Origin of the sequence: Methanohalobium sp. (assembly GCF_018609725.1) — an archaeon.
GTDB lineage: Archaea > Halobacteriota > Methanosarcinia > Methanosarcinales > Methanosarcinaceae > Methanohalobium.
The window spans coordinates 54,422-73,549 of sequence record NZ_JAHENT010000045.1 but is presented as its reverse complement, the minus strand read 5'-3'; the positions used below and the strand labels follow the sequence as shown (position 1 = coordinate 73,549).

General features: G+C 36.8%; 21 protein-coding genes and 1 pseudogene. 11 read left to right on the top strand and 11 right to left on the bottom strand.

The window, feature by feature from the left end:
- Nucleotides 1-32: 32 nt before the first annotated feature.
- A complete protein-coding gene (locus QZ276_RS02780; RefSeq protein WP_292485077.1) occupies nt 33-932 on the top strand; it encodes a presenilin family intramembrane aspartyl protease PSH in 900 nt (299 codons plus the stop codon).
- Here the strand turns inward: QZ276_RS02780 and QZ276_RS02775 are convergent.
- The 9 genes from QZ276_RS02775 to QZ276_RS02735 all read right to left on the bottom strand — a co-directional run bounded on the left by QZ276_RS02775 (nt 912) and on the right by QZ276_RS02735 (nt 9,455).
- Nucleotides 912-1,400, bottom strand: a complete 489-nt coding sequence (locus QZ276_RS02775) for a carboxymuconolactone decarboxylase family protein (protein ID WP_292485075.1) — start codon at nt 1,398-1,400, stop codon at nt 912-914. The two genes, QZ276_RS02780 and QZ276_RS02775, sit on opposite strands and share 21 nt — an antisense overlap.
- Nucleotides 1,401-1,468: 68 nt before the next feature.
- On the bottom strand, nt 1,469-2,404 hold the full coding sequence (locus QZ276_RS02770) for a methanogenesis marker 7 protein (protein WP_292485073.1): 936 nt from the start codon (nt 2,402-2,404) through the stop codon (nt 1,469-1,471).
- 3 nt (nt 2,405-2,407) lie between these two features.
- Complete coding sequence (locus tag QZ276_RS02765) at nt 2,408-3,007, bottom strand: methanogenesis marker 17 protein (RefSeq protein WP_292485072.1); 600 nt, start codon at nt 3,005-3,007, stop codon at nt 2,408-2,410.
- A 1-nt stretch (nt 3,008) separates the two neighbouring features.
- Nucleotides 3,009-4,265, bottom strand: a complete 1,257-nt coding sequence (locus QZ276_RS02760) for a methanogenesis marker 15 protein (protein WP_292485070.1) — start codon at nt 4,263-4,265, stop codon at nt 3,009-3,011.
- On the bottom strand, nt 4,262-4,735 hold the full coding sequence (locus QZ276_RS02755) for a methanogenesis marker 5 protein (protein WP_292485068.1): 474 nt from the start codon (nt 4,733-4,735) through the stop codon (nt 4,262-4,264). The genes QZ276_RS02760 and QZ276_RS02755 overlap by 4 nt, the downstream gene beginning before the upstream one ends.
- 4 nt (nt 4,736-4,739) lie before the next feature.
- Complete coding sequence (locus QZ276_RS02750) at nt 4,740-5,198, bottom strand: methanogenesis marker 6 protein (RefSeq protein ID WP_292485066.1); 459 nt, start codon at nt 5,196-5,198, stop codon at nt 4,740-4,742.
- Between the two features lies 1 nt (nt 5,199).
- A complete protein-coding gene (locus QZ276_RS02745) occupies nt 5,200-6,774 on the bottom strand; it encodes a methanogenesis marker 3 protein (RefSeq protein ID WP_292485063.1) in 1,575 nt (524 codons plus the stop codon).
- A gap of 81 nt (nt 6,775-6,855) precedes the next feature.
- A complete protein-coding gene (gene atwA / locus QZ276_RS02740) occupies nt 6,856-8,454 on the bottom strand; it encodes a methyl coenzyme M reductase system, component A2 (protein ID WP_292485061.1) in 1,599 nt (532 codons plus the stop codon).
- Between the two features lie 197 nt (nt 8,455-8,651).
- Nucleotides 8,652-9,455, bottom strand: coding sequence for an HAD family hydrolase (locus QZ276_RS02735; protein WP_292485059.1), 804 nt, complete (start codon nt 9,453-9,455; stop codon nt 8,652-8,654).
- A 459-nt stretch (nt 9,456-9,914) separates the two neighbouring features.
- Here QZ276_RS02735 and QZ276_RS02730 point away from each other — a divergent pair, with 459 nt between their 5' ends.
- Together QZ276_RS02730 and QZ276_RS02725 are read left to right on the top strand one after the other, a co-directional pair.
- Nucleotides 9,915-10,637: a matrixin family metalloprotease gene (locus QZ276_RS02730; protein ID WP_292485057.1), complete on the top strand. Its 723-nt coding sequence runs from the start codon at nt 9,915-9,917 to the stop codon at nt 10,635-10,637.
- On the top strand, nt 10,618-10,998 hold the full coding sequence (locus QZ276_RS02725) for a methylated-DNA--[protein]-cysteine S-methyltransferase (protein WP_292485055.1): 381 nt from the start codon (nt 10,618-10,620) through the stop codon (nt 10,996-10,998). The genes QZ276_RS02730 and QZ276_RS02725 overlap by 20 nt, the downstream gene beginning before the upstream one ends.
- Before the next feature lie 5 nt (nt 10,999-11,003).
- On the opposite strand, the gene QZ276_RS02720 is transcribed toward QZ276_RS02725, so the two are convergent.
- Both QZ276_RS02720 and QZ276_RS02715 read right to left on the bottom strand, forming a co-directional pair.
- Nucleotides 11,004-11,234 carry a ferredoxin gene (locus tag QZ276_RS02720; protein WP_292485053.1) on the bottom strand — a complete coding sequence of 77 codons (231 nt, stop codon included), beginning with the start codon at nt 11,232-11,234 and terminating at the stop codon, nt 11,004-11,006.
- A 110-nt stretch (nt 11,235-11,344) separates the two neighbouring features.
- Nucleotides 11,345-12,550, bottom strand: a complete 1,206-nt coding sequence (locus QZ276_RS02715) for a cation:proton antiporter (protein WP_292485052.1) — start codon at nt 12,548-12,550, stop codon at nt 11,345-11,347.
- Nucleotides 12,551-12,706: 156 nt separating this feature from the next.
- Between QZ276_RS02715 and QZ276_RS02710 the strand changes: the two genes are divergently transcribed.
- The 8 genes and pseudogenes from QZ276_RS02710 to QZ276_RS02675 form a co-directional block, all read left to right on the top strand.
- The gene (locus tag QZ276_RS02710) at nt 12,707-14,410 is read left to right on the top strand and encodes an aldehyde ferredoxin oxidoreductase family protein (protein ID WP_292485050.1); all 1,704 of its coding nucleotides are present in this window, start codon (nt 12,707-12,709) and stop codon (nt 14,408-14,410) included.
- A 203-nt stretch (nt 14,411-14,613) separates the two neighbouring features.
- Nucleotides 14,614-15,000, top strand: coding sequence for a translation initiation factor IF-5A (locus QZ276_RS02705; protein ID WP_292485048.1), 387 nt, complete (start codon nt 14,614-14,616; stop codon nt 14,998-15,000).
- 27 nt (nt 15,001-15,027) lie between these two features.
- Nucleotides 15,028-15,897 (top strand): agmatinase, encoded by an 870-nt coding sequence (speB, locus tag QZ276_RS02700; RefSeq protein ID WP_292485116.1) that lies wholly within the window; start codon nt 15,028-15,030, stop codon nt 15,895-15,897.
- A gap of 130 nt (nt 15,898-16,027) precedes the next feature.
- Entirely contained in the window at nt 16,028-16,669 is a 642-nt protein-coding gene (locus QZ276_RS02695; protein ID WP_292485046.1) for an HVO_0476 family zinc finger protein, read from the top strand.
- The gene (locus tag QZ276_RS02690; protein ID WP_292485044.1) at nt 16,645-17,295 is read left to right on the top strand and encodes a protein-L-isoaspartate O-methyltransferase; all 651 of its coding nucleotides are present in this window, start codon (nt 16,645-16,647) and stop codon (nt 17,293-17,295) included. Before QZ276_RS02695 ends, QZ276_RS02690 begins: the two co-directional genes overlap by 25 nt.
- Nucleotides 17,296-17,403: 108 nt before the next feature.
- Entirely contained in the window at nt 17,404-17,832 is a 429-nt protein-coding gene (tnpA, locus tag QZ276_RS02685) for an IS200/IS605 family transposase (RefSeq protein WP_292485042.1), read from the top strand.
- Nucleotides 17,810-18,082 (top strand): helix-turn-helix domain-containing protein, encoded by a 273-nt coding sequence (locus QZ276_RS02680; protein WP_292485040.1) that lies wholly within the window; start codon nt 17,810-17,812, stop codon nt 18,080-18,082. Before tnpA ends, QZ276_RS02680 begins: the two co-directional genes overlap by 23 nt.
- A 27-nt stretch (nt 18,083-18,109) precedes the next feature.
- Nucleotides 18,110-19,090, top strand: a pseudogene (locus QZ276_RS02675) (RNA-guided endonuclease InsQ/TnpB family protein); the annotation flags it as partial.
- Nucleotides 19,091-19,128: the final 38 nt, after the last annotated feature.

Sequence of the window (19,128 nt, the reverse complement as noted above, 5' to 3'; positions counted from 1 at the left end):
TACTTCATAAAATTACAAAGGGTTGAAGTTATTTGAGTTCTAAAGATTCCAAGTTTAAAGAGTATTCACCACTACTTATAATGGCTGGTATATTGTTACTTGTACAGATTCTGGCACTGACATTGGCTATGCCTATGGAAGTTAATAATATGCGTGCTTTTGAAAATCCGGAATCCGCTTTCAACTCCTTTTATTATATCGGAATTATTATAGTCTTTACTTTGATTCTTCTTCTGGCGATAAAAAGAGACCAGCAATGGATAATACAGCTTTTTATCCTTTTTGCTGTGGCATCAACACTTTATTACGGTCTTTTTGCGTTTACGTCAATGTTTAATATAGCTCCAACTCTTGGAATGTCTGTATCATTAATATCTGCGATCGGAATGACAGGAATACTTTATAAATTCCCTGAGTGGTATATTATAGACATAGTGGGTATTATTATCGGGGCTGCGGCCAGTTCTATATTTGGAATATCTCTTGCTATAATGCCTGCAATTATATTACTGGTAATACTTGCTGTATACGATGCAATTTCGGTGTATAAAACCAAGCATATGGTTTCTCTGGCAGAAGGAGTAATGGATTTAAAATTACCTATCTTGTTTGTAATTCCTAAAAGGCTTGATTATTCTTTCAGAGAAGAAAGTTTCAATAACGATGATAAAGAACGTGATGCATTTTTCATGGGTCTTGGAGATGCGGTAATGCCGACAATACTTGTGGTTTCTGCTAATGTATTTATTGAACATTCAGGAATAATATCTTATCCTGCACTTGGCGGAGTGATAGGTACAGTCATCGGATTCTTTGCACTGTCGGTTTTTATTATGAAAGGGAAACCTCAGGCAGGTTTGCCTTTTCTAAATAGTGGTGTAATTCTAGGTTATTTTGTAGGTGTGCTATTATCAGGAGTACCGATCTTTTGAATTATCATCGTTATTACCGGTTAAATCGCAAACATCTCCTTTTTGGCATCCGGTTTCTTGTTTGTCTTTATCATCTTCACCAAGTTCTGAATCAAGTGCTCGGGTACCTTCAGCAAGTACAGATGCATTGGATAGTGTACCACCAATCATAATAGCATCAAAGATTTCTTCTTTTGACAGACCCAGCCGCTTTGCAACTCTTATATGCATCTTCATACAGTGTTCACATCTTAGAGCTGATGATACACCTATGGATATCAATTCAACTGTTTCAGGGTCCATCCGTTTGAACTCTCTCATTATGGAGTTGTCATACATCACTTTTGGGACAAATAGTTCAGGCATATCTTTCATGAAATCCAGTATATAGGGTACTTCTCCATAATGTTCTTTGATATCGTCCAAGAGTTCGGATACAGCATCATCTGGTTCTTTATCCAAAACCTCTTTTATTTTTTCAAATTCCATAATTCAATCTCCAGTAAAGAAATTGTTGAGACGGGTCAATTAATATATAAATACCCATAAAAATAAAATTATATAGAGTATCCTACTTCCGACTCTGGTTTTATTTTCACCAGTATATAGTTTTTCATCTTTGAAGGCATTACATCGGCTATTTCTGAAAGGACGACTCCCTCATCAAATTCAAGGTTTTCTATATTTTTATGATAATCCTCATATGGTAGTTTTATTCTGAGCCCATCCAGTTGTAGAGTTATAGGTGCAGGAGATAGTACATTCTGGATATCTGAAATCTGCCTTTCTATTTCCTGCATTACACGTGCTGGAATTACTGCCAATGGATCTTTTGCAAGTTTTTCGCGTTTATTCTCAATCATTTCTCCTACTTTTTCGTTCAAAACATCCAGTGAATTAAGTTCTCCTTCTTTTCGCATGCGGTGGGCTATCCTTCCAATACCTCCCACATACATGTCAGCACCGGGGACATCTTCAGTATTGAGTTCAGGACCTCCTGTTGCTACAATTGGTACTTTTATACCTTTGAATAGTTTTGGCTTTTTATTAATTATACAGTCACTAAAAACCCCGAATGAAAATACAGCAACATCATGTTCATTGATAAGTTTTCTTTCATAATCTTCAGATAATGAAACCTTTCTCCCCATACCTCTGGCAAGTCCTATCATATTGGTATTTGAACCCCCTCGCCGAAGATATTCTGCGACATCACATGCTGAATGGGGGAGATGATGAGATGCAAGAGTAGGTGACACAACAGCGATTTCAGTACCTGTAAGCGGAGCTTTGGTTAGTGTACCGAGTAATTTTTTGGCAAGGTCCTGCACAAGATGGACATCCTCTTTTGGAATAAGCATAACCAGTGTAACTTCTGATCCGGCAGGTGTTTTCTGAACCAGATATCCTCCAAGGTCTTCCAGAAGTTCCAGAATTAATCCATGTTTGTACATTCCGCCTTCATATATATAGGGTTCAAGAACAACACCCATTTATTAATCCTCCTTGTCTGTAAGCTCATCCAGCATCTGATGAGCCTCTTCAATCCATTCCTGTTTCATTGCATCTTCGGATGCTACAAAAATAAAATTATCACCTTTAAGGGAATGATATCTCACCCTGAAACCTTCAGGTGCGACTCTTACAGCCATGTCCACAACCCTTTTTTTAAGAGTGTTTCTCGGGTCATCAACAATAATATTTTCAATATTTGATATTTTATCCATGGGGTTTTCAGTTTTGACAGCTACGGTTTTACGTTCTGGTTGTCTTACATTCAAACGTCCATATTTATCCCAGAGTATCTTGAGCAATTGGGATAGATATTTTTCATTATTTATTTTGATGACCACTTCATTTTTTCCGAATTCGCCAACATTAACATCTGCAAAATCACTTGTTTTTACAGGAGAAAGTCCTCCTCTTAAAACCATTGCCATCTGAAAAAGTGATTCTTCGGGTCTTATGACGACTTTAATCCTTCCGATGGACTGGGCAAGCACCATGTCCGATATAACATCTTTCAGGATTTGTCTGTACTGTTCAGACTCGGACTGTAGGGGGGCTTCCACTAAAAATGTTTCAAGAGGTTCCATCTCACTCCTCCTTTATATAACCGGATGAAAGCATTGAAGCACCTACAGCTCCGATATATTGAGAATCAGGAGGTACAATCACCTCTACTTTAAGGAATTTCTCCAGAGTCCTTGGTATACCATCAATAAGTGACGACCCACCAACCAGTATAACCGGTTCTCTAATGTCAACTTCCTGTAATTGTTGCTCGAATATCTGTTCTATGACACTGTAACATGCGGCCGCAGCAACATCTTCAGGGGATGCACCTTTAGCAAGTGAATTTACAAGAGACTGGATACCAAAAACAATACAGTAACTGTTCATCTCTATATTGTTCTCTATACCTTTTACGGCAAGCGACCCAAGTTCAGTAATATCAACACCAAGCCTTTTAGCGGTCATTTCAAGAAAACGGCCTGATGCACCGGCACAGACACCACCCATACTAAACATACCCGGAATACCGTCTTCAACAGTTATAGCTTTGTTATCCATCCCACCAATGTCGATAACAGTTGCACTTCCCTTCTGTTTGTTGGCAAGATAGACTGCGCCTTTTGAATTAACAGTAATTTCTTCCTGGCTAAGTTGGGCATCGTATTTTTTCCCTACTAGAAATCTACCATAACCGGTAGTTCCTATAGCCTGAATATCTTCTCTGTTTACACCAGCTTCATCCAGAGCCTTTTTATATGCTTCTTCAGCGCTTTCAATGACTTTTATAGTCGGAACCCATCCATGTCCGATGACCTGGTTGTCTCTCATAACAACAGCTTTTGTAGTTGTTGAACCAGAGTCTATACCGGCTGTTAGACCTTTTTGTTTTTCTCTTGCAAGCAGATGTCTTCTCCTTGCAACAGTTGTCAGGGCTTCAAGACGGGTTAGCAGTGTTGATGCGGTTGTACGTTCAGTGAATGAATAACTGATAACCGGGATGCTGGTATTTTGATGAATATATCTTCTAACTTCATTTCTGACAAGTGCACCTTCAGCACATCTAAAACAGGAGGCAACAAAAACAGCATCAACTTTGGCTCTACCCTCTACAATGGCTTTTGCACGAGCCATTAAAAGTTTCAGGTCAGCACTTGCTACCTCCAACCCGAAATCTCTTCCGATTGTATCCAGCTCAGAAACATCCATTTCAGGATATACAAGTTTGGCGTTTAATGATTCAACAGCGGATTCTATTTCGGATTGCACTCCTGAATATTCGGGACCGCATGCAATAAGAGCAATTGTGACCTTATCTTCCACATCCTCATCTCTGCTCATTCGTTTTCTCCCTCACGGTTATTTTCTTTAGCACCGGGAAGTGATTTTAAAAAATCGGCTATTTTGTAAACGAATTCCTTTCCTTCTTCCTCGGTGTTGGGGTATTCAAGTTCCAATATAGGGATGTCTTTTTGTCTTGCCATGTATTTGACCATTTCATTAGTTCGTGCACAGCCCATACAACCAAAACTTATTGCAGAATCATTTACTATTATGGCAGCTTCTGCTTTCTCTATAAGGGGACCCGCCATTGCCAGTCTACCTCTGACACCTGAGGGAACTTCTACCGCAGCATACTTCAGTCCGTATTTTGGATCTTCTGGATTAATATTTATGGGTGGAGAATCAATACCTGGCGTGGTTATTTTTTCATGGACTCTTCCCATCATGGCAAGGGGTTCATGACCAAATCTTTCTACAAGGTCATACAGAATAAGGCTGTTTGTGGGATAGATGAATACTTTAGCCAAAATTTCACTCCTCTACATTTGATTCAATAATGTCTTTTAATTTGGAAGTTTTCAGTTTTTTGGATTTCTTAGTTTCTTTAACTGAAACACCTTTATCATAATCATCAAGCGCTTTCCCGATAGTTGGCAACATGTTAACCTCTTCTCTGAGGAAATAGTAACCGGGTCTTGGACCTCCACCCCGCACTGCACGACATCTTCTTTCATCACCAGGTGGAAAACCTCTTTGTTTAACAAAAATATGGTTTCTGTCCATAGAAACAACATCTTCAACAGCCCGGTTAACAGCTTCAGTCGGTCCATTAACCATAAGTCCAAAGCAGGTTTCTTTGACAGTTACCTCGGTTTCGGATTCATATATTTTCATTGCAGCATCAGAGGGGAGCACCCAGTCAGAGTCAATGACTACAAGTTTTGTGATAGTATCCTGGTGATTATTATTGTCTGTATTGTTTTCTGGCATTTTAACCCCTTACAGAGTATTCAATTATATACATGATGTCCCCATCTTTCAGGTTTTTTAATTTTTCAATGTCCAGAACCCTTCCAATTATATTAGTGCTGGAAAATTTCTCACCTGTAGGACCGAACATATCATCGTCTTCAGTTTTAACACCGATGTAGCCCATTCTTTTCGCAGCTTGGTTTGTAATTCCGATATCTCCTGCATTAACTTTATTTTCAGGAGTATTTTCTGGCATTATTTCTTTATATTTTTCAGCTTCCAGTTCAGCTTTGAAAAGATAGGTATTTTCATAGGTGAAATACACTGATAGATATCCTACATTTTTAAATTGAAGCCTTGCAGCATGTCTAAAAAAATCTACTGTTTTAGGTGCTGATTCATTGAATAATTCGATTTTTACAAGGTGTGATTCAGGAACGCCATAAGCTTCGACTTCACCCTGATTGAAAATATCAATAGTGTTTTCAGGGTTCTGGCTGACGATAACAGCATCATCTTCGGTATGATTTTGTCTTGTAAGTTTAATGTCGAGGTTTTCCAGCCTTGATTCGGCTTCTTTAAAACTTTTCCCAAGCAACATAATCTGGTTTGGTATTGTAGCAACCGAGAGTACATCTTCCTGTTTAGCCATTTTTATCAATTCAATACCTTTTGTAACATATCCAATAACTGAATGTGCAATACTTGATGGCCGGTCTTTTCTTGATATATATGTACGCCCGGTATTATAACCCGCAGTTCTGATAGATACTGCTCCAGTTTGTCTTGGTTCAAAATTCTCATATTTTGACATTTCGCCTTTCAGCGAGTCATCCGCTATGAATGAACTTGCTTCAAAATCGATTTTGAATGTGCCATCTTTTACAAGTGCAAAAAAACTTTCAGCACCTTCAGGAGCGGCAGGATCAATTTCCACTTCAAAATGAGTATATATTTTGTTTCCGTCAGAAACTTTGGTAGAAAGGTCATTTGTAGTGTAGCCTTCTCCTGTTTCTTCCCATTCTATAACAGGTTCTATATTTTTGATTGTATCGGATTGTTCCAGATTTGAAACGATCTTCTTTCCACTTATAACATGAGCAAAACTTCCATCTTCTGGGTTACCATATTTGGCTATGTGAGGTTCTTTAATTATAATTATAAATGATTTGTCGGGGTCAAATCCTCCTGTGCCGAATACTACGTCAAATTCTTCAAACTTGTAGGAATCAAAAACAGGGCTGATATTACTTTTGAATGAACCAAATGCCAGTGCGTCATTATTTTCCCATCCAACTTTTAAGTTATCAAAATTTATATAGTTCTCGATCCAGCGTTTTTTTGATTCGGTTTCATTATCATATAGTTCTATCTGGAATTCACCCTTGGATGTCGTTATTTTGTATTTATTTGTTTCCTCTCTACCCTGACTTTTTTTCTCTTCAAATATGCCAATTGAAGCTCCTTCTTTGTAGGTAACATCGGCTTTTTTCAGGGCATCTTCAAGTGTTGATTCTTCTGATAAGGTTATTTTTTGACCATCAACTTCAACTTCTATTTCGTTATCCGTGTCAAAAGCCTCCTGTCCCCTCATAAAGCAGTTATTGGCTAAAAAATTATTGTTCTTTATAACATCAACCACCACCTCATCGGATTTAAAAAGTTCCCTTAAAAATCAGATTTGCTTTTCGGCTTCAAGTAATGGAGCCAGTACATTCTCGGGTTCACCGATGTCCATTATTCTGGATTCCTGCATTAGAGCAACTCTATCACATACATCAACCAGAAAGTCCATATCATGTGAGACAATTATGAACGTATCACCCATTTCATCTCTTGTTTTTAATATCGACTTTGTTACATCTTTTTTGGTCACAGGGTCCATTGTACCGGTAGGTTCGTCCATTATGACAATGTTTGGTTCTTTCATAAGCACCTGTGCAAGTGCAACTCTGTGGCGTTCACCTTCACTTAACTCTTCAGCCATCTTATGCAACAGGGATTTAGCTTCATCTTCAGTAAAACCAGTGGTTGTTAGTGTACTAATTGCTTTTTTAACAGCAAGTTCGTAGGGTAGGTCGATTCCTATTGATTCGGTAAGGTTATCAATAACGGTCCTGTTAGTATATAATCCATATTCCTGATGAAGAATTCCCATGTACTGGGTTGCATGTCCTCTATTTTCCGCACCCGGCACGGTCATATCGACCCAATCATCACCAACTCTTACTTCTATATTGCCTTTTGTAGGCTGGACATTTCCTATAAGTATCTGTGAGGTTGTAGTTTTACCAGCGCCACTGACACCGGCTATGCCAAAAATTTCACCTTCGTACACATCAAAGGATACATCATTTACAGCATAAATCACACCTCTTGTGACAGAAACATATTTTTTGGACAGGTTTTGAACCTGTAAAATTTTATCTCCTATTTCTCTTTTACATTCTTTTTCTATACTGCAGGCAAGATTTGTAAATTCATCAGCCATTTCACCGGGGTTGCCTTCATTTACAATTTCACCTTTGTCCAGAATAATTGCTTTATCAGCCATTTGTTTTATTACATCGGGCCAGTGTGAAGTAATGGTCATTGTCATGTTGTAACTATTAACAGCATCTGAAATAACATCATGTACTATTCTGGCAGTTTTTGGGTCAAGTGTACCAGTAGGTTCATCAGCAATAAGCATCATGGGATTTCGAACCAGCTGTCTTGCAAGAACGACACGCTGTTTTTCTCCACCACTTAAATCACGGGCTACGTGCATCATCCGGTGTGACATTTCCACTTCATCAAGAAGTTCCATAGCTTTTGACAGTGCGTCTTTCCCTTTGTATCCTATTTCTTTGAGTGAACTTATGACATTGTCAATAACCCTATCATCACCATAAAGTGCAAAAGTACGCTGAAGCATTATAGCAATGCGTTTTACAATGTTTCTTCGGTTTGTGTCATTGGAAGGGAGTTTGAGGAGGTCAACTTCATATGACTGTAATTCCTCTCCACATTCTTTACATTCTTCACCAACTTTGCTCGGTGGCTCAATATATCCACATTTACTGCACCTTACAAGGTGGTAAATAACTTCTCCAGAAGCATTTTTGTATTCTTCAACACCGCGTAAAACATGCATGAGCACGGTCTTACCAGCACCACTTCTTCCCAGTATACCAACGACCTCTCCTTCATTGATATTCAGGTTAATGTTTTTCAGGACTCTGGTACCGTCAAACTCCACGGTCAAATTTTTAATTTCGATGAATAATGTCATTTTATTCCTCCACCGGTTAAATAAATGATTTTAATATTGGTTATTCTTATTTGTTACAAAACCACGAATAATCCACTACGTACAAACACATATATTTTGATTAATTATATTCATCCATTATATCAAGCACTACATAAACATATCGCATATGTATATCGCTGTTAACTTTAAAAACCAAATCAGGAAACCGTTTATTATTATATCTGATTTATAACATCTACTACTTCTATAATGTCAGTTATAATTGTATTTGCTGAATTTCGGAGTTTGTCAGATCGGTTATCTCCCTGCTGAACGGTTAAGATGCCCATGTCTGCAGCTTTTAGTGCAAATATATCATTCATTCCATCACCTACCATAGCTACAGTATTGTATTTGTTTTTTAAATCATGTATAATTCTTTCTTTATCATGGGCATTGGCAATACCAAAAACCCCCTCAATTGGAACATTTATGGATTGTGCAAGTTTTTTCAGGTTTTTTGTACTGTCACCTGACGCAATATAGACATCTATGTTCATGTCTTGTAGTTTTCTTATTGTAATGGATGTATTGGGATATAACCATCCACCTGTACTTAAAACACAAAGTACTGTATCAATTCCAGCGTCAATTATCACACCTGCTGCCAGATAAAACAGGTCAGGAGGGCAACCCCTTCTAACAGCACAGATAACGTCGTGTATATCTCCTACTATAACGTCATTTTTTTTGATTATGTCAAATACCTGATTTTTTTTAAAATGACTGCTGGAACAGCTTATGTCCATATCAACATTGTTTTCATGTATAAAATCAATTAGTCTGGTTTCTGAATTGGCTTCTGCAATTGTTTGTAATTCGGTGTTAATTACAACAAGTGCCCTATTCGGATATTTTGCAACCACTGAAGTGCTCTCAATATTATCAAAAATTTGTCCTGATTCGGGGTTTTTGCCGACACGGTACATCTGCAAAAGTGTACCGGCACTATCAAATACTACTGCTTTTTCTTTTTTCATGATAAACGGATAGAATCACTTTTAAATGGTTTATAATAAAAAACCTGTCGTTCTACCATTTATATAAAATTATCAATCTACAAAACTCATCAGAAGTAGAATAGTAAGGGATATGAATTAGGAAACTGTTAGCTCCTAATTCAGCCAAGTTCGAGTAGTTATAGACCTATAGACCATCCAACACTAACGATGATGTACCAGTTGGGTACTTTTTAATCGTATAGTGCTGATACATTAATCTATATACGTGTACATATAGATAAATTTAATGTTTATAAAAATTGTATTTATGTTCATAAAATTAGGTATTGGTTATGTTTTTATATCATATATAAAGTAGATATTAATAATTTTCAAATTATATTCCCTGTGTTCATGAAATCTAAAATTTGTACATGGATACCTTTTAAAAACTCCCAATTGATTTATGTATAGGTGAATATATAGGAATATCAACATATGGAAAAGTTAATACTTATTCTGGCAACGGTTCTGATATTGTTTACTATCATACTTCCAGTTTCTGCTGGTGGAGATAACAGCCCCGGCATATCTGATAACCCTTGGGACCACTCACCTATAACAGTATATATTAATGATGAAAATGTTCCTGAACATTATAGCCCTACATATTATAAGCAGATAGAAAAAGCAGTAGAATACTGGGATGAGGGCGGAAACGGTCACTTGGATTTTGACCCCGCTTTTAAATTTGTAGAATCCAGTGAAGAAGCCGACATTAACGTAAGGTGGGTTGAAAATCTTGAAGAGGTAGAAAAAGCACCTGACGGAGTTGCAGGATACTGCAGACCCTATGTTGTGGATGGAAAATATGTGCGTGCTGACATCGTACTTGAAGTGGGGAATTATCAGGGGTATTCATGGCAGCAATATGGGGATGCCAATATGTATGCAATAGCCAAACATGAGTTTGGACATGCACTTGGCCTTGGTCACAGCGACGACAAAAATGACATAATGTATCCAGAATATGAAATGAGGGATAACATTAATCCATTGTTACTTGAAAAAACCCGTCCGTACCTTTTTATTATTTCTGGAGCTGTAATGGCGGTTCTTTTATTTCTTGGAATAAGCTGGAAACGTCATAAAAAGACAAGAGAATCCATTGAAAAAGAAGTCTTTGATGACTGGGATATAGATGAATTCGGTAAGAATTGATTTACTCTGCCAGGATTTTTTAAAATACATAAGCGGCAGAAAAAGGGATTTTTCAGAATATGAACTTGATTTATCTTATCTTACAGAATTTGAACAAATGGTTCTCAATGAAACCCGGAAAATACCCTATGGAGAAACGATTACCTACTCGGAACTTGCTAAAAGGATAAAAAAACCGGGGGCATCACAGGCAGTAGGGAATGCATTATCTAAAAATCCTTATCCTATAGTAATTCCGTGCCACAGGGTTGTATCAAAAAGTGGTCTTGGAGGATTTGGTGGCGGTTTTAACCCACAAAAACTTGAAGAGAAGAAAAAACTTATAGAAATTGAAAAAAATTATAAAAAAAATAAAACTTAGAAAATTTAACCATCATTTCCGATAGCTTCAACGGGACATGCTTCCAGTGCTTCCTCACAGGCATCTATTTCGTCATCGGTTTCTGGCTGTTTGTATACATAGGCGTAGGATTCATCATCATTCATTGCAAAATGATCGGGATCTGTATCGACACAAAGCCCGCATGCGGTACAATCTTCATCGACATAGTATGATCCTTCTATATTTTCTGGAACTTTATTTGTTTTATCTGCCATATTTTTAAGTCTCCCCCTATTAGTTTTAACCAATAAAAAAGTAAGTATAATGATATTTATAGGTTGGTATGAAAAAGATTATTTTTATATTATCTACACCGGTAAACAATTTATGTAAGTTGTTGAGATTGTCGGTTTAGCACAGGACGCAATATCAGGGGGATTGTTAGTGAAGTTACTGCCGACACTATAACCATATTGGCAAATATTTGCGGTGTTACTGCCCAGTCACCAAGGGATAATCCTTTCTGCATGATGATAAGAGCAATTTCTGCTCTTGGTATCATACTGGTTCCGAATATGAGTGCACCCGATGAACCGGTAACAAAATATGCAATACTACCATGTCCTATTAATTTACCTGCAAATGCTACCAGAATCAGTATAACAACTGGAACAAGGGAACCTGTAATAATTTCTGGATTGATTTTTAATCCGATTCCGACAAAGAAAAAAGGCATGAACAGGTCATATAAAGGTTCGAATGAACCGTCAAATTTTACTGAATCCGGATCTCGGCTGAAAATAAGACCTGCAAAAAAAGCACCTATTGCCACTGAAAAACCGAGCATTTCAGCAGTAGCGGCAACGACCATACCAATACCCAGAATAACCAGCAATGTGCCATTTCCAACCTGAATTCTTTCAAGAAATTCTGTTATATGGGCTTCCAGATAGCGCGAAAAGAAAATACAGAATGCAATAAATGCAATTAATTTCAGAATGAATAATCCAAGTATTTCTGGCAATATGGGCAGAGTTGCAGCAATATTTCCACTTTTAAGGACCGGTGCGACAGCAAACAATAAAGCCATAAGTATAACACCAGATATATCATCCAGTTCTGCTACATCCAGTAATATTTCACCATGATGTGTGTATAATAGATTGGCTTCCTGCCATATGCTCACCGTAACTCCTACACTTGTTGCAGTCATTGCCACTGAAACAAATAGACTTTGTACAAGTTCCCATCCCAGTATATAGTAAGAGGCTAAAAAACCGAGCAAACCACTAAAAAATACACCACCAATCCAGATTTTACTTGCAGTAGGTAACCATCTTATCAATTTGGTGACTTTGCTTTCAAGCCCCACACGAAACAGTAAAACTATTATACCAAGTTCTGCCAGAAAATCAAAAATCTGGAAACCCTGTTCAGAAATCAGATTCCACTGATTATCCATAAAACGAACCAAAAAACCCAGCATAAAAAAACCAATCATTGACGGAATCCCTATTTCTTTCATACCAGAACGAAGAATCATTGCAAAAACTACGATAGCACCTACAAGCAGTATATAGACAGCAACCATATCTCTTCGCACCTATTTTTATATAAACCATCTGGAAACATTCAAATTTAATAGTGTATTTATTATTATCCAGAATTTAAAATTTTAATCTTAAATTTCACTCATAATAGTTTATTACAGTTATAAAATGCGGGATAAATCAATATGTATGGATGGATGGGAAAGACAATTACAGTTGACCTCAGCAGCAGTACAGTAACAGAAACCACTACTGATGAAAAAAAGCTCTGTGCTTATATAGGAGGACGCGGGCTTGGTGTCAGGATACTTTGTGATTTATGTTCGCCTCGTGTAGACCCACTAAATCCCGATAATCCACTTATTGTAACAACATCACCCCTTGCAGGAACAGATACCCCGTTCACTGGAATGTGTTCTATAACATCCAAATCCCCTCTAACAAATACAATTTTTAGTGCAGAAACCGGCGGATTTTTTGGAAAAGAATTGAAACGTGCAGGTATTGATGCGCTTGTTATCAAAGGGAAAGCCAAATCACCGGTTTACCTGCAAATCGAAGATAATTATGTAGAATTAAAATCCGCCACACACCTGTGGAACAAAAATACAGTTGAAACAACTGATATTCTGCATGATGGGGGAAAAGTTGCATGTATAGGCAAATCGGGTGAAAACCAGATACTGCTGGCAAATATAGTAAATGACTATCTGTATTCATCAGAGCGAGGGGGACTTGGAGCAATAGCAGGTTCTAAGAACCTTAAAGCTATAGTGGTAAAAGGGAACAATAAACCATACATCTTTGATGAAACTGAATTTGGAAAAACGGTGACCCATGCTGGACAGTTGCTTGATGCAAATCCTTTGGTATCAAAGGGTTTGAAAGTCTATGGGACATCTGCTTTTATGGCTCTTATGAATTATATGAATGTACTTCCAGCATATAATTTCAGATATTCTTCATTTGGCGGTATAAATTTGCTTTCTGCAGAATACATCAAAAACAATTATGACACTGAAAAACTACCTGGTTGTTCGGGTTGTCCTATAGCGTGTAAATTCCAAACAAAAGATAACAGGCTAATACCGGATTATGATACCATATGGGCATTTGGTCCTGCTGTGGGTAACAATGATTTTGACACTATTATAAAAGCTTGTGACCTTTGTAGAGACTATAGTATTGATTCTGTATCATGTGGTTCTACAATAGCATCATATCTGGAACTGACATCCAAGAATATTGGCTCTGAAAACCTTTTACAGATAATAGAGGATATAGGAGAAGGTAAAAGTAAACTCTGTAACGGTTCATCATCTTTCATGAATGCAAGAGGTAATGATTTGAGTATGAGTGTAAAATCCCTTGAATTACCAGGATATGACCCACGTGGAATACAGGGACAGGCTCTTGGATATGCTACATCCAATCATGGTGGATGTTATAGAGATTCCTATATGATAGCTCCAGAGGTACTGGGCAAACCAAAACTTCTGGACAGACAGACTTTTAGTGGTAAAGCCGGACTTTTGCAGTATTTCCAGAATCTTATAGCTGCAATCGATTCATTATCTCTTTGTAATTATTCGATGTTTGCACTTGATGAAACTATAATGGCATCGATGCTAAGTTCTGTCACAGGTGTTTACTACACACCAGAGGATTTATTGCGTTCAGGGGAGCGTACATGGAACCTTGAACGGCTATTCAATAACAGGTCAGGTTTCACAGTCTCTGATGATAAACTCCCTGAACGTTTTTTTGATGATGATGGTATTGATAAAAACGAATTTAAAAAGGCGGTTTCAGATTATTATCATTTCCGTGGATGGAATAAAAAAGGTGTTCCAGAATCTAATAAACTGGATGAACTTGGTATTGATTGGTCAGTTGTTTAAAATGTATCATCTTTAAAATAAAAATATATGTATTAAATTGTGCATTACATCTGTAATAAATAACGATGAATCGGTTTATAAAGGTCAAATACCAAACATGATTTGTTCTTATTCGATAACTTGATATATGGAATAGCTTCATTATAAGCGTAGGTCACGACAAACATTTGTAAAGTTAATTTGTTACAAGGAGGATTATATAAATGAAAGAACAGATAACAGTTAAAGAACTCAAAGAAGGAAGATATGTAGTAATAGACGACGAACCCTGTCTAATAAAAAGCATTTCTAAATCAAAACCCGGTAAACATGGGTCTGCAAAAGCAAGAATTGATGCCATAGGGATTTTTGATGGTCAAAAACGCTCTATAGTAAGCTCAGTATCATCAAAAATTTATACACCGGTTGTAGAGCGTAAAAGTGCACAGGTTTTGTCCTTTGATGGAAGCGTTGCTCAATTAATGGATATGGATGATTATTCAACTTTTGAACTTCCTGTTCCTGAAGAATATAAAGATAATGTAAAAGAAGGTGAAGAAATCACCTATATTACAGCGATGGGTAATAAAAAGATAGAAATGAGAACATAACTACTTACAAAAAATAAATAAATGTATATGTTTTACCAGCCGGGTATAATGGATGCACTGGCGGATTATGAATCTGCCAGATATGTAATATTTGGAGTTCCATTTGATGGAACTTCATCTTATCGTGCAGGTAGTCGCTGGGCACCTGATTCCGTTCGCACAGCATCATCAAATTTTGAAAGCTATAATTCTTATTTTGATATTGATTTTGTGGATTTAAATATCCATGATGCTGGAAATCTTGAAACCTTTGTATCAGTTGATGATACACTCAGAGAACTTTATAATGAAGTGGATTCATTGTTAAGGAATTATAAAATACCGTTGATGGTCGGTGGAGAGCATTCCCTGACTTATCCGTGTGTCAAAGCGTGCAAAGAAAATGCAGGTGATGATTTCGGTGTTGTTGTACTGGATGCACATTTTGACCTTCGTGAAGAGTTTGATGGTGTAAAACACAGTCATGCATCGGTTTCCAGACATATTACAGACGATATCAGCAGCAATTATGTATTACTTGGGGTACGCAGTGGCACCAGAGAAGAATGGGAATTTGCAAGGGATAACAATATAAAATTCTACACTCCTGAAGATATAAGAAGACAGGGAATATATACTGTAATATCTGAAATTGTAGAATATCTAAATAGTAAATCCATATATCTCTCACTGGATATGGATGCAGTTGATTCTACCCATACACCTGCAACCGGAACTCCTGAACCATTCGGCTTAGATCCTTTTGATGTCAGGCATATTATACATGCACTGGCACCAATGTCAATTGGATTTGATTTAATGGAAATAGTTCCGGACTATGATACAGGTCAAACCGCTATACTTGGTGCAAAATTGATGCGTGAATTTATAGCTTCTCATGCATCAGGTAAAAAATAACGTTTGCTATTTGTTTAAACAATCATTTATAACCGTTCTGGTTATTTATTTTTATAAACAATTATCACTTTAAATAATTGATTGCTGTAGTTCAATTATAATTTAGGTCTGGATAAAGGAGAGTTATATTATGAATGATGAAATTGAAGTTGAATGTCCATCATGTTCACCAGATATACCTGTTTTACATGAAGTTTTAAAATCCGGTCAGAATATCCTTGTAAAATGCAAGGAATGCGAAGAGATACATTCACCAAGAATCGAAAAGGAAAAACCCGTTTATATAAAAACGGTAATAAGTAAAGGCGAAAAAACTTTTACTCATACAAGCCTGATGTATAAAGGTGAACTGGTAGAAGTAGATGATGAAATAGTGGTTGATGATGGGGTTTCAGAAGAAGTGTATCCTATAATTGTAACTTCTATTGAGTCACAAGGAAAACGTGTGGATTCAGCAGAGGTAGATTATATTGACTCAGTTTGGGGAAGGGCTATAGATGAAGTCGATGTAAAAATTGCACTTCATTCCGACCAGAAAACATATTCTATAACCAAAAGAGTATCAGGTGGTTATGAATTTGTTGTGGGTGAAAAATACAATTTCGATGATATTTCCTTTGTAATAACAAGAATAAAAATCAGAAACAATGGATTCAGGATTAAAGATGGAGATGTTGTGGAAGCAAAATACATTAAACGTCTTTTCGCACAGGAAATTTTTAGAGAAAAACATCGGGGTAGAACTGCATGGAGTATAAAGAGGAAAGGTTAAGGCTTATAGACTCTCTTAAATATCAAGGTCTGAGCCAGGAAATACTGGATGCTATGTATCGTGTCCCGAGACACTTTTTTGTTCCATCAGATTCACTAATAGATGCTTATGTGGATGCCCCTATAATGATAGGGCAAAATCAAACGATTTCTGCTCCTCATATGGTAGCAATGATGTGTGATTTACTTGATTTAAATGAGGGGCATGTTGTTCTTGAAGTGGGAACTGGTTCTGGTTACCATGCAGCTGTAATATCAGAACTTGTAGGTGAATCAGGACATGTATATTCGATAGAGTGCACCGAGGAACTAGTTAATTTTTCCAGAAACAATCTTAAAAATGCAGGATACAGTAATGTGACGGTAATCCATGGTGACGGCTCTGAAGGATATCCGGAATATGCACCCTATGACCGGATACTTGTAACAGCAGGAGCACCAGATGTTCCTGACAGTTTATTGAATCAATTAAAGCCTGAAGGGATACTGGTTATACCGGTGGGTTTCTATTTCCAGGACCTCTATCAGATAAAAAAGGAGCTTGACGGCTCTATCAGTAAAAATGAAGAAGGTGGTGTAATGTTTGTACCACTCACCGGGAAATACGGTTTTAACATGAAGTCGTGAAGTCCCCTTCCAAAAGGTAGGGGATTAAAAGACTTCTATAGATATTGTCACATAATTAATCACAAAACAATTTTTTATAGTTACAGTTATGTTAAATATTATGTAACTATGAACTATAATTTAGATAAAAGTAGTCATTCTGTATATTCACTAAATTATCATTTTGTACAATGTGTAAAATGCAGAAGGAACGCTTTGAAAAACCCAGATGTTATAGACTTACTGAAAAGAAAAATAAATGAAATCATCCAAACCTTTGATGTTGATGTTTTGAACATCGAATGTGATGAAGACCATTTCCATATGATTTTCAAATCTAATCCATCACTCGATATTCCAAAATATATCAATTCAATAAAAAGCTTAACATCAAGAGAAATACGCAGGAACTACCCAGAAGTAAAAGAGATATTAGGTAAAGATGCCTTCTGGTCAAGGTCTTACTTTCTGGCAACAACAGGTCAGGTTACGCTAGATGTTCTTAAAAGCTATATAGATAATCAAGGTGTAAAAAGTGCTTCTGACAAAGAAATATAAGATAAAACCGACCAATGAACAATTGGATGTACTCTGGAACCTACCAAAACAATACACCTTGATTTACAAATTATCGTTGTCTGAAAGGAAAGAAGTATGGAAGCGTGAACGTAAGAATATAAAATATAGCCATCAACAGGACAATCTTGCGATATTAAAAGAACAATATCCATCTCTATATTCACTTTATTCCAAGACCTTTCAGGGTGTACTGCAAAAATTGGATGCAAACTACAAATCATTTTTTTGATTAAGAAAAAATGGTGATAAGAATGCAAAACCACCCAGATTCAAGAAAAGTGTGTATTTTTTAACTATTCTATATAACCAGAGTGGATTCAAAATAGAAAATGGAAAAATAACATTCAGCCATAGATATAATAAGACATCTCTTTCTTTTAATATTCCACAACAACTCGAAAATTATAATTTAAAACACGCCGAAATCTTCAATTCCGAGCCATACAAAGGCAAAGGTGACTTCTTCGTATCGGTAGTTTATGAAACATTTCCGCAAACGAATTACAAAGACAATGAAAAATATCAAGCAATTGATCTAGGTATTACAAAAACCATCACTGCTGTAAACACTGATGGAAAAATCCTTGAAATCACAAACCCACGGTTTGACAAATATTGGGACAAAAAGATAAACCATGCAAAATCAAGGAGAGACCACTGCAAAAAATACAGCCGCAGATGGTTCAGGATAAATGATGCGATACGAGTGATGACTAAAAAGAAAAATAATCAGATTAAAGATTGGCAGCACAAATTATCCAGGAAAATGGTCGAGAATACCAGATCAAACACTATAATTGTGGGAGATCTAGATGTCAAGGACATGATAAACTCCAAAAAGCTACCAAAATCCCGACAGAAATCCTTGAACCGTTCCACACAGAACAACGGATACATATCACGTTTCATCGAATTTTTGACCTACAAATCAGAATTTTTAGGTAAACAATTAACAAAAATTGATGAAAGTTACACTTCAAAAATCTGTTACGTTTGCGGTAAGGTACACGATATGCCTCTCTACAAACGTAACCTATCATGTGATTGTGGTAATGAGATCGATAGAGATAGAAACAGTGCAATAAATATCATGGTCCGTTACCTATCACAGAATGCCATTTGGACAGGCTACAGGCGATTCGCCTATAATCTACGACAAACAGGTTTATTGACATTCGATGTTTATAAAATACATCCAATGGATGAAATAAACACTCGTAGAAATCTCCATGCGTAAGCGTGGTGTAGTTCAATAAGATATTAATAACAGGCATG